Raw genomic sequence first — 11,509 nt, 5'->3', positions numbered from 1 at the left:
CACTCGTTCGTCTGGCGGTCGAAGGTGCGGGGAGTCGACGCGACACGGAACTTCGAGCCACGCGCGCGTGGCGGCCGCCTTCCTCATGCCTCATGCCTCATGCGTCGAGGACCGGGCCCGTCAGGGCTTGAGCAGCAGCGTGTCGCTGGTGCTGCCCTCGACCGCCTTGTCCGAGTACGCCCACTCGAGCAGTTCGCCCTCGGCCCACTTGTCCGTCTGGTCGACGTAGTGGGAGTTGTAGGCGTGGCCGGAGGCGCCGGTGAGGTTGATCCACCGCGACTTGTCGAGTTCGCCGAGGTTGACCACCATCCGCATCGACGGCACCCACACCACCCCGTAGCCGCCCGCGGCGTTCCACCCGGTCGCGTTGACCGTGGCCTCACCGCCGCCGAGCTTCCAGGGGCCGCGGTTGAGGACGTACTGCAGGAAGTCGGGGCCGGAGGTGCCCAGGGTCTGGTTCTTCAGGAACAGGCGGTGCAGCCGACCCCAGCTCCAGGTGTCGATGTCCTTGCCGAGCTTGGCGGTGAGCTCCCAGCGGGCGTCGATCATGGCGCGCTTGAACAGCTCGTCGCGGTTCTCCGCGCCGTCGCGGGAGCCCGCCTTCGGAGTCGTCCACCAGTCACTGTCCTCCTTCTCCATCAGCGTGCGGACCACCTCGAACCAGCGGTCACCGCCGTCGGGCTGGGCCTGGTCGGCCTCGCGCATGCCGCACTCGCGCACCTTGGCGCTCTCGTCGGCGGGCCCGGTGGGATTGACCGGGTCGACCCACAGGCACTGGCCCTTGACCCGCAGTTCCTTGGGCAGCTTGTGGCTGAAGGCGAGCTTGAGGACGTTGCGCCAGACGGAGTTGAAGTAGGCGGCGGCCGCGGAGTCGGCGTCCTGGGTGTAGTCCCAGCCCTCCAGCAGCTTCTGCGCCTTGCGGACCTCCGGATCCTCAATGTCGATCTTGAGCAGCTCGGGCACCAGCAGCTTGGCTATACCGCTGCTGGTGTCGAGCTGCATCTGCCGCATGTCGTCGGTGGAGATCTTGCCACCGCCCTTGATCTTCGACTGGATCAGGTCGTTGATCCGCTGGCTGCGGGCGCCGTAGCCCCAGTCGGTGGTCAGGGTGTACGGGTACGCCTCGGGGTCGACCACGGCCTGGTTGGCGGTGACGATGTAGCCGCGGTCGGGGTCGAACTCGTAGGGCAGCGCGTCCTGGTCGACCCAGTCGGTCCAGCGGTACTTCGGGTCCCAGCCGGGCGCCGGGACGGAACCGTTGTGGTTCTTCGCACGGATGGGGATCCTGCCCGGCAGGGTGTAGCCGATGTGGCCCTCGGTGTCCGCGTAGACGAGGTTCTGCGAGGGCACCTCGAAGAGGGTGGCCGCCTTGCGGAAGTCGTCCCAGTCCTTCGCGCGGTTCATCGCGAAGACGGCGTCCATGGTGCGGCCCGCCTCCAGCGCGGTCCAGCGCAGCGAGACGCCGTAGCCGTCGCCCCGGTCGGGCGCGGCAGAGTCGACGGCGGCCTTCTTCCCGGTCCGCACCAGGTCGGGGGAGCGGTCGGAGAGCAGCGGGCCGTTCGTGGTCTCCCTGACGACGATCTTCCGCGGCGCGCCGCCGGCGACCTTGATGGTCTCCTCGCGCGCCTCGAAGGGCACCACCTTGCCGTCGTACTGGTAGCCCTCGCCGGTGATCTTCTCCAGGTAGAGGTCGGTGACGTCGACACCGGAGTTGGTCAGGCCCCAGGCGACGTCCGCGTTGTGTCCGATGACCACGCCGGGCATGCCCGCGAAGGTGAAGCCGGTGACGTCGTACTGGCACGTGGCGGAGACGCTGCGGCAGTGCAGGCCCATCTGGTACCAGACGGACGGCAGCGCGGCCGACAGGTGCGGGTCGTTGGCCAGCAGCGGCTCACCGGTGATGGTGTGCTCGCCGGAGACCACCCAGGAGTTGGAGCCGATGCCGTCGCCGTTGACGCCGACGGCCGTGGGCAGGTCCTGCAGGACCTCCTGGAGGCCCGAGAGCTGGCCCTCCAGACCGTCCGCGGTACCGGCGGTCCCGGACGCGCCCTCCACACCGCCGGTGCCCGTACCGACGTCCGTACCCGTGCCCGTGCCGTCGCCGATTCCGGTCCCGTCGCCGATTCCGGTCCCGGTCCCGTCGCCGATTCCGGTCCCGGTCCCGTCGCCCGTGCCGCTCTCGCCGCCGCCCGACTCGTAGGCCCCGGTCAGCTCGTTGTACTGGCCCTCCTGGACCACCGGCGTGTTCCGGCCGTACGGATACGCCGGGTACAGGTCGGCGATCTGCTCGGGGCCCAGGCGGCTGGTCATCAGGGCGCGGTCGATCTCGTCCTGCATGTTGCCGCGCAGGTCCCAGGCCATCGCCTTCAGCCAGGCCACGGAGTCCACCGGGGTCCACGGACCGGGCGTGTAGTCGTTGGTGAAGCCCAGCGCCGCGTACTCCAGGGAGATGTCCGCGCCCTCCTTGCCCTCCAGGTAGGCGTTGACCCCCTTGGCGTAGGCGTCGAGGTACTTCTTCGTGGCGGGGGAGAGCTTCTTCTCGTACTCCTGCTTCGCGACCCGGTCCCAGCCCAGGGTGCGCAGGAACTCGTCGTTCTTGATCTGGCTCTTGCCGAACATCTCCGACAGGCGCCCGGAGGTCATGTGCCGGCGCACGTCCATCTCGTAGAACCGGTCCTGCGCCTGGACGTAGCCCTGCGCCATGAACAGGTCCTCGTCGGAGGAGGCGTAGATCTGCGGGATGCCGTGGCCGTCACGTTTGACGTCGACGGGGCCCGACAGGCCCTTGAGCGTGATCGACCCCTTGGTCTGCGGGAAGGAGGCGCGCACGGTGCCGATCGACCAGTACGCCCCGTAGGCGACACCGCCGATCAGGGCCAGCACCAGGACGAACGCGAGCAGACGGGCTTTGCCCCCCTTTTTCCTGCCGGACTTGCCGGGTTGCTGACCCGTGGAGGCGGTGGTGTCGGTGGGCATCGCTGTCCTTGCTGTCCTTACGCGAGCGGCAGGGCGGGCTGTGCTTTTAACTGAGCGCTGGAGCAACGATAGGCGCAGGGCCCCGCGCCGCTTGACGCGGAGTCGGGAACCAGCCCGGACGGACGTTCGATGATGCCAGGCGAACGCGTCAAGAACGCGTCAAGAGTTAGGTAAGGTAACGAAGCGGTTCGCCGCGAACGCGTCGGCTCCCCGCGCCCCGCAGCCGAGGTCGGGCGCGCCGCGCGTGAGCCAGGGAAGGGAACGGCCGCTGACTGTCCACCACCTCAACCAGCTCCTGCTCCTCTGCTCGCTGGTCCTGCTCGTCGCCGTCGCAGCGGTCCGGATCTCCTCGCGCAGCGGGCTCCCCAGCCTGCTCGTCTATCTCGGCATCGGCATCGCCATGGGCCAGGACGGCATCGGCCACATCCAGTTCAACAGTGCCGAGCTGACGCAGGTCTTCGGGTACGCGGCCCTGGTGGTGATCCTGGCCGAGGGCGGTCTGGGCACCAAGTGGACCGAGATCAGACCCGTCCTGCCCGTCTCCGCCGCACTCGCGACCGTCGGCGTCGCGGTGAGCGTCGGGGTCACCGCGACGGCCGCGCACTTCCTGGTCGGGCTGGAGTGGCGGCAGGCGCTCATCATCGGCGCGGTGGTCTCCTCGACCGACGCGGCGGCCGTCTTCTCCGTGCTGCGGCGCATTCCGCTCCCCCCGCGCGTGACGGGCACCCTGGAGGCCGAGTCCGGCTTCAACGACGCCCCGGTGGTCATCCTGGTGCTCGCCTTCTCCACGGCCGGCCCGATCGAGCACTGGTACGTCCTGCTCGGCGAGATCACCCTGGAGCTGGCCATCGGCGCCGTCATCGGGCTCGCGGTGGGCTGGCTGGGCGCCTGGGGGCTCAGACATGTGGCGCTGCCCGCCTCCGGCCTCTACCCGATCGCCGTCATGGCCATCGCCGTCACCGCCTACGCGGCGGGCGCCATGGCCCACGGCAGCGGCTTCCTCGCCGTCTACCTCGCCTCGATGGTGCTGGGCAACGCCAGACTGCCGCACTGGCCCGCCACCCGCGGATTCGCCGAGGGGCTCGGCTGGATCGCCCAGATCGGCATGTTCGTCCTGCTCGGCCTGCTGGTCTCCCCGCACGAACTGGGCGACGACGTGGTGCCCGCGCTGCTCATCGGACTGGCCCTGACCGTGGTGGCCCGTCCGCTGAGCGTCGTGCTGTGCCTGCTGCCGTTCCGGGTGCCCTGGCAGGAGCAGACGCTGATGTCGTGGGCGGGACTGCGCGGCGCCGTACCCATCGTCCTGGCGACGATTCCGATGGTGGAGGGCGTCGAGGGCAGCCGGAGGCTCTTCAACATCGTCTTCGTCCTGGTCGTCGTCTACACCCTCGTCCAGGGGCCGACCCTGCCGTGGCTGGCCGGCAAGCTGCGTCTCGGCACGGGTGCGGAGGCCGCCGACCTGGGCATCGAGTCGGCGCCCCTGGAGCGGCTGCGCGGGCATCTGCTGTCGGTCGACATCCCGGAGGAGTCGAAGATGCACGGCGTGGAGGTCGCCGAACTCCGGCTGCCGAAAGGGGCGGCCGTCACACTCGTCGTGCGCGGGGGCACCTCGTTCGTCCCGCTGCCGACGACGATGCTGCGGCACGGGGACGAACTCCTCGTCGTCACCACCGACCCGGTCCGGGACGCCGCCGAACGCCGCCTGCGCGCGGTGGGCCAGGGCGGCAAACTGGCCGGCTGGCTGGGGGTCGACGGCGGGGAGCCGGAGCGCTGACACGCCCGTCATTCACAGGGGCACGGTCCCGCACTGCTCGGTTTCACAGGATCACAAGCCCCTGCCGCCGGTGGACGCCCGCCCGCGCCGAGGCAACGCCTGTAACATGCACGAAGTACCCAGATCGAACCAACTCTGCCTGACGCAGGGCTGGCGCGACCGTATGGCGGCCGGCACGCCCCGAGCTGTGGCACCCGGCATCTACCGCAGTCAGCGCAAGAGGACAGCTCTCGGCGTGCCCGAAGCCCGACCGTGAAGGGCCGCGCGCCACCAGGCGGCAGAAAGGCACGGGCCGTGGCATCCACGGTCACCACGTCGAAGGACCCTGCGACCGCCTCCCGTCCGGGATACGGCCGACTGCTGCGCACCCGCGGCGCCTGGACGTTCCTGCTCCCCGGTTTCGCGGCACGCCAGCCGTTCGCGATGCTCACCATCTCCATCGTGCTGCTGGTGCAGCACACCACCGGTTCGTACGGCGCGGCCGGCGGCGTCGCGGCGGTCACCGGTGTGTCCATGGCCCTGTTCGCGCCCTTCAGCGGCCGGCTCGCCGACCGCTACGGGCAGCGCGCCGTACTCGTCCCCGGCGTTCTGCTGCACACCCTGTCCGCGCTGGCCCTGACCACGCTGGCGCTGACCGACGCCCCGCTGTGGGCGCTGTTCGCCGCGGCCGTGCCCACCGGTGCCTCGGTGCCCCAGATCGGACCCATGGTGCGCGCCCGCTGGGGCGTGAAGCTCAAGGGCTCCCCGCTGATGACCACCGCGGCGGCCTTCGAGTCCGTCACCGACGAGCTGACCTTCGTCGTCGGACCGCTGCTGGCCACCGCCCTGTGCACGGCCGTGGACCCGGCCGCGGGCCTGGTGACCGAGGCCGCGCTGACCCTGGTCGGCGGCCTGCTGTTCGCCGCGCAGAGGGCCACGCAGCCCGAGGTCGCCACCGGTGGGCACGCGCGCGTGAAGCACGCCTCCGCCCTGCGCGTCCCCGGGGTGCGCGTCCTGATCGTCACCTTCCTGGGCATCGGGTCCGTCTTCGGCGGCATGCAGGTGTCGCTGGCCGCGTACACCGAGTCGATCGGCGAACCCGGCCTGACCGGCGTCCTGTACGGCGTCTTCGCCGCGGGCAACATGCTCTCCGGCATCGCCTGCGGCGCCATCGCCTGGAAGGTCGCCCCGCAGCGGCGCCTCCTCGTCGGGTACGCGGCGCTCGCGGTGACCGCGTCCGCCCTGTGGACCGCCCAGTCGTCGCTGCTCCTCGCGGGGCTCGGGCTCCTGGTCGGCATGTGCATCGCGCCCGCCCTGATCACCGGCTTCACCATGGTCGACGACCTGGTCCCGGCGGGGGCCCGCACCGAGGCCTTCACCTGGCTGACCGGCGCGGTGGCACTCGGTCAGGCGGCCGCGGTCACGGTCTCCGGACAGTTCGAGGACCGCCTGTGGGCCGGCGCCGGTTTCCTGGTGCCGATGGGCGGCACGGTGCTCGCCCTGGTGACCCTGCTGGCGCTGCGGTCACGGCTGGTGCCGGCCCCGCACGGACGCACCGTCGCACGTGGCGTGGGTCACCGCTCGCCCGTCGCAGTGGACTGAGCACGGGGAATACGGCACTATGAATCGTCGTTTAGCACTCATCGAGTGAGAGTGCCAGGAGGAAGACAGTGCCCACCTATCAGTACCAGTGCACCGAGTGCGGCGAGGGCCTCGAGGCGGTGCAGAAGTTCACCGACGACGCTCTGACCGAGTGCCCGAACTGCCAGGGCCGCCTGAAGAAGGTGTTCTCGGCGGTCGGCATTGTCTTCAAGGGCTCCGGCTTCTACCGCAACGACAGCCGCGGCTCCTCGTCGAGCAGCACCCCGGCGGCGTCGAAGTCGTCCGACTCCTCGACGAGCTCGTCGTCCTCCTCGACGTCCTCGGCTTCCTCGACGTCCTCGGGCTCGTCGACCGGCTCCACCAGCACCACCGCCGCGTAAGGCCGCCTTCCCGCGGACCCCTGTCGTCGTCCGACGACGGGGTCCTCGGCGTTTTCCCGGGCGGCCTCGGGGCGTTTCCGGGGCGGTTAGGGTGCGGAGCATGGCGAACATGGCGCACAAGGCGAACGCCGAGATCGGCGTGATCGGCGGCTCCGGTTTCTACTCCTTCCTCGACGACGTGACCGAGGTCCGGGTGGACACCCCGTACGGGGCGCCCAGCGACTCCCTCTTCCTCGGCGAGCTGGCCGGTCGGCGGGTCGCCTTCCTCCCCCGGCACGGGCGCGGCCACCACCTGCCGCCGCACCGGATCAACTACCGGGCCAACCTGTGGGCGCTCAGGTCCGTCGGCGCCCGCCAGGTGCTCGGGCCGTGCGCGGTGGGCGGGCTGCGGCCCGAGTACGGGCCGGGGACACTGCTGGTCCCGGACCAGCTCGTGGACCGTACGAAGTCCCGGGTCGGCACGTACTTCGACGGGCTGCCGCTGCCCGACGGCACGGTGCCGAACGTCGTGCACGTGTCGCTGGCCGACCCCTACTGCCCCGTCGGCCGGGCGGCCGCCCTGAAGTCGGCGCGCGGGCGGGACTGGGAGCCGGTGGACGGCGGCACGCTGGTCGTGGTCGAGGGGCCGCGCTTCTCCACCCGCGCCGAATCGTTGTGGCACCGGGCGCAGGGCTGGTCGGTGGTGGGCATGACCGGCCATCCCGAGGCGGTGCTCGCACGTGAGCTGGAGCTCTGCTACACGTCCCTGACCCTGGTCACCGACCTCGACGCGGGCGTCGAGACCGGCGAGGGCGTCTCGCACGACGAGGTGTTGCGGGTGTTCGCGGCGAACGTGGACCGCCTGCGGGACGTGCTCTTCGACGCGGTGGCGGCGCTGCCCGCCGCGGAGGAGCGGGACTGCCTGTGCGCTTCGGCACTGGGCGGGATGGATCCGGGGTTCGCGCTGCCGTAGGCCGCACGTTCGGGTGAGGGAGTTTTCCACAGGGCCCGGTGTGTCCACAGGCTCCGGCGGAGAACGGCGGGAAGCCTCATCGTGGGGTGCGCAAGCCGTTCCCTCGCCGCAGGTGGTGTCCCGTGTCGTTCCCTCCGTCCCGTGAGTCCTCACGCCACTCCCCTCCCTTCTCTTCCTCCTCCACCCCTCTCTCGCCTTCCTCCCCTTCCTCCCCTTCCTCCCCTTCCTCCCTCTCGGTCGGCGTCCCGCACCCGCCCCGCGCCGATGTCCCGCCCCGGTGCGAGGTGCCTCACTTCGCCCCGGTGCGGGTGCGTGGCGGTCTGCTGCGGTCCGGTCGGCTCGTCCGGCACCGGCGGCGGGCCGCGGCGGTCGGCCTCGCCGTCACGGCGGTGGCGCTGGTGGCGGCGGGCCCACAGGAGACGGACCGGTCCCGCGGGCATCCGGACGGCGCTTCGGGCACGCGTGCCGCGTCGGCGTCGGCCGCCTCGGCGGACGGGTCCGCAGGGGACCGTGTCGTAGGGGCTCGGCGTGCGGGAGCCCGCGTCACGGTGCCGGTGCGGATCGCCGACGCCGCCACGGTGCGGTTGTTGCGGCCGGGCGACCGGGTCGACGTCATCGCCGCCGAGGAGCGGGGCGCGGGCGGTGCGGCGGGCGGTGGAGCCCGCGTGGTCGCGCGGGGGGCACGGGTCACGGAGGTGCCGGAGCCGCCGGAGGCCCCGGACGCGGGCGGGGCCCTGGTGGTGCTGTCGGTTCCACGTGCCACCGCTGCCGAGCTCGCGGGCGCGAGCGCCACGGCACGGCTGGCGGTGACGCTGTGGTGAGGGGTTCGTCGACCGCCGGCACCACCTTCGTGTCGAGCACCTCGTTCAAGGGGCCCCACCGGGCAGTTGGACGGTGCCCTGTCGTAGGTTGCGGAGCGTTCGATTCCCGGCGTCACGCACACGAGATGGAGCTCCGAGGTGAGCGAGAAGAACGAACCGAGCATCTGGCAGGGCTTCAAGGCCTTCCTGATGCGCGGGAACGTCGTCGACCTGGCAGTGGCCGTGGTCATCGGCGCGGCCTTCACCAACATCGTCAACTCGGTGGTGAAGGGCGTGATCAATCCGCTGGTCGGCGCCTTCGGCACCCAGAACCTGGACAGCTACAGCTCGTGCCTGAAGGGCCCCTGCAAGGGCGCCGGCGACGCCGCGACGGGGGTCAGGATCCTGTGGGGCTCGGTCCTCGGCTCGACGCTCCAGTTCGTGATCACGGCCGCTGTCGTCTACTTCCTGATGGTGCTGCCGATGGCTCGCTACCTGGCCCGGGTGGAGGCCCGCAGGAAGGCGAGGGAGGGCACGCGGGAGGCCGTCGAGATCTCCGAGTTGGAGGTGCTCAAGGAGATCCGCGACGAGCTGGTCGCACAGCGCGGCTCGAACAACGGCGCGCGATAGCGGGCACCGGCACGGCATCCGGTCGTCGGACCGCCGGGCCGCGCCCGGTCGGTCAGATGTGGTGGGGCGGCTTCTCGTCGAGGAAGCGCTTCAGGTCCGAGGCACTGTCGCCGGACGGGCGCTCGCCCCATCCCCGGTCCGTGTCGTCCGAGGACTGCTGGTCCAGCGGATCGTCGAAGACCAGCGCGGGCTTCGGCTCGCGCGGCCGGGGTTCGGGGGCAGTGCTCATACCCCCAGGGTACGACCTCGCCGTTCCCCTCCTCCGTCGGTGACCGCGCGGGAGGGCGCCCTGCACGAGACTGGCGCCATGACAGTTGACGCGCTCACAGATGTGGCCGGTGTCCGCGTGGGACACGCGACCCGCTCCGGCGGCGGCCTGCTCACCGGCACCACGGTCGTGCTCGCGCCCGAGGGCGGTGCCGTGGCCGCCGTGGACGTACGCGGCGGCGGTCCCGGCACGAAGGAGACCGACGCGCTCGATCCCCGCAACCTCGTGCAGAAGGTCGAGGCGGTCGTCCTGACCGGCGGCAGTGCCTACGGACTCGACGCGGCCTCCGGGGTGATGGCCTGGCTGGAGGAGCGGGGCCGCGGGGTCCGCGTCGGCCCGGAACCCGCGCACGTGGTGCCGGTGGTGCCGGCCGCCTGTGTCTTCGACCTGGGCCGGGGCGGCGACTTCCGGGCCCGTCCGGACGCGGCCACCGGGCGTGCCGCGGTGGAGGCGGCAGCGGCGACCGCACCGGGGGCGCGGGTGCCGGAGGGATGTGTGGGCGCCGGCACGGGGGCCGTGGTCGGAGCGGTGAAGGGCGGGATCGGCACCGCGAGCAGGGTGCTGGATTCGGGGGTCACGGTGGCCGCGCTGGTGGTGGCCAACGCGGCGGGGGCGGCGATGGATCCGGAAACAGGGGTGCTGTACGGGGAGTTGTTCCAGGGCGGCCGGGTCCGTCATCCGGGCCCGGAGGTGCACGAGGCGGCGCTCCGGCGGCTCGCCGACCTCGCCGAGCGGAACGGCCCTCCCCCGCTCAACACCACACTCGCGGTGGTCGCCACCGACGCGGACCTGTCCAAGGCCCAGGCGCAGAAGCTGGCCGGTACCGCGCACGACGGCATCGCGCGGGCGGTGCGGCCGGTGCATCTGCTCAACGACGGGGACACGGTGTTCGCCCTCGCCACGGGTGCCCGCCCGCTCGACGCCGCGAACCCCCTCGCCCTGAACGGGATCCTCGCGGCCGGCGCCGACTTGGTGACGCGCGCGATCGTACGGGCCGTGCGCGCGGCCGAGTCGGTGGACGGACCGGGCGGAGCCTGGCCGTCGTACCGGGAGTTGTACGGCGCGGCGGACGCGTAGATGCGCGGGGTCGACGGGCGAACCGGCGCCGACCGGTGGGCGGAGCGCGGTGACCGCTGAGCGGAGTGCGGGCTCGACGGCCGACGGCCCGGCGACTCGCACCAGGTGTGGCGACTGAGCAGGGGGTATGCGAGGTCCGCCGGAGCGGGTGGGAATTTCTCGCGCCCCTCGTTCGTTCCCCCGCCGTACCTTTTTCTCAGTTCCCGGACATGATGTCCGCCCGAGGGGCTACGGTATGCACCCACTGGGTGACATGCAGCGACGCCGGGAGAAACCTTGAGCGTTCCGTACGAGACGGCAGCGTACGAACCAGCCGACTCGCCCGAGTCTCCTGAGGAGCACCTCGCGCGACTGCTCGGCCGTGCCCTGAACTCCTTCGAACTGCCCGACGAGGCGGTGCACCGGCTCGACTGCGCGCTGGCACACGACAGTTCGCTGCACTCCGCGCATCACAGCGCCGGCCTGCACCGGGAGACGTACCGGCACACCTGGCTGCTCGCCGACGGCTCGGCGCTCACGCTCTGGGAACTCGTCCACAACGCCACCCCGGGCAGCGAGCCCGAGCACGAGGTGTACGCGGACGAGGAGGAACTGCGGGTCGCGACCGCCCGGTTGCCGCTGCCGCCGGAGACCCCGGACTTCGAGCTGCCGGTGGTGGTGCAGCTGTCCCGGATCCCCACGCCCCGCCCGGTCTACGTCCCCGACGGTTCGGCGGACCACGCGCGCCGCTTACTGCGCCGGGCGGAGAACACGGACCGTCCGGGCCCCGGGACGGCCGCGCTGCTGACCACGGCGTTCGCCCACCAGATCACCCAGGCGTTCGGCCGCCCGTCCCGCGCGGGGCGCCCGAGGCATTCAGGACTGAGCTTCTCCCTGTACGAGCACGCGTTCCTGCTGCGTGACGGCGTGGAGATGTCCCTCTGGGAAGTGGAACACACGGCCACGCCCGACGGACGGCACATGTGCGAGGTGTACGTCACCGAGGACGCCGCCCGGGACGCGATGGAGCGCCGCGCCGCACAGGTTTCCTGACCCCGGGCTCCGCCGGCCCCGGATTTCGCCCCGACCCGG

The 11,509-nt window shown here is 71.7% G+C and carries 10 protein-coding genes; 8 read left to right on the top strand and 2 right to left on the bottom strand.

What is annotated here, in order from left to right; genetic code table 11:
• Positions 1-120 precede the first annotated feature (120 nt).
• Positions 121-2,976 carry a penicillin acylase family protein gene (locus AB0I73_RS32360; RefSeq protein WP_363043392.1) on the bottom strand — a complete coding sequence of 952 codons (2,856 nt, stop codon included), beginning with the start codon at positions 2,974-2,976 and terminating at the stop codon, positions 121-123.
• 244 nt (positions 2,977-3,220) lie between these two features.
• Between AB0I73_RS32360 and AB0I73_RS32355 the strand changes: the two genes are divergently transcribed.
• The 6 genes from AB0I73_RS32355 to mscL all read left to right on the top strand — a co-directional run bounded on the left by AB0I73_RS32355 (position 3,221) and on the right by mscL (position 9,093).
• Positions 3,221-4,750: a potassium/proton antiporter gene (locus AB0I73_RS32355; protein WP_363043390.1), complete on the top strand. Its 1,530-nt coding sequence runs from the start codon at positions 3,221-3,223 to the stop codon at positions 4,748-4,750.
• Between the two features lie 294 nt (positions 4,751-5,044).
• Positions 5,045-6,331 carry an MFS transporter gene (locus tag AB0I73_RS32350; RefSeq protein WP_363043388.1) on the top strand — a complete coding sequence of 429 codons (1,287 nt, stop codon included), beginning with the start codon at positions 5,045-5,047 and terminating at the stop codon, positions 6,329-6,331.
• A gap of 68 nt (positions 6,332-6,399) precedes the next feature.
• Complete coding sequence (locus AB0I73_RS32345; protein WP_109380315.1) at positions 6,400-6,711, top strand: FmdB family zinc ribbon protein; 312 nt, start codon at positions 6,400-6,402, stop codon at positions 6,709-6,711.
• Between the two features lie 109 nt (positions 6,712-6,820).
• Complete coding sequence (locus AB0I73_RS32340; protein WP_363043398.1) at positions 6,821-7,663, top strand: S-methyl-5'-thioadenosine phosphorylase; 843 nt, start codon at positions 6,821-6,823, stop codon at positions 7,661-7,663.
• A 284-nt stretch (positions 7,664-7,947) separates the two neighbouring features.
• Complete coding sequence (locus tag AB0I73_RS32335; RefSeq protein WP_363043386.1) at positions 7,948-8,484, top strand: RcpC/CpaB family pilus assembly protein; 537 nt, start codon at positions 7,948-7,950, stop codon at positions 8,482-8,484.
• 138 nt (positions 8,485-8,622) lie between these two features.
• Positions 8,623-9,093, top strand: coding sequence for a large conductance mechanosensitive channel protein MscL (gene mscL, locus AB0I73_RS32330; protein WP_363043384.1), 471 nt, complete (start codon positions 8,623-8,625; stop codon positions 9,091-9,093).
• 52 nt (positions 9,094-9,145) lie between these two features.
• Here mscL and AB0I73_RS32325 read toward each other — a convergent pair whose 3' ends face one another.
• On the bottom strand, positions 9,146-9,322 hold the full coding sequence (locus AB0I73_RS32325) for a hypothetical protein (RefSeq protein ID WP_109380318.1): 177 nt from the start codon (positions 9,320-9,322) through the stop codon (positions 9,146-9,148).
• Between the two features lie 78 nt (positions 9,323-9,400).
• Between AB0I73_RS32325 and AB0I73_RS32320 the strand changes: the two genes are divergently transcribed.
• Entirely contained in the window at positions 9,401-10,438 is a 1,038-nt protein-coding gene (locus tag AB0I73_RS32320; protein WP_363043382.1) for a P1 family peptidase, read from the top strand.
• A gap of 276 nt (positions 10,439-10,714) precedes the next feature.
• Positions 10,715-11,470, top strand: a complete 756-nt coding sequence (locus AB0I73_RS32315; protein WP_363043380.1) for a DUF6227 family protein — start codon at positions 10,715-10,717, stop codon at positions 11,468-11,470.
• Positions 11,471-11,509 lie beyond the last annotated feature (39 nt).

The organism is Streptomyces sp. NPDC050388 (assembly GCF_040655635.1).
GTDB lineage: Bacteria > Actinomycetota > Actinomycetes > Streptomycetales > Streptomycetaceae > Streptomyces.
Note: the sequence above shows the minus strand (reverse complement) of the source record. Positions and strands in the feature narration are given on the sequence as shown.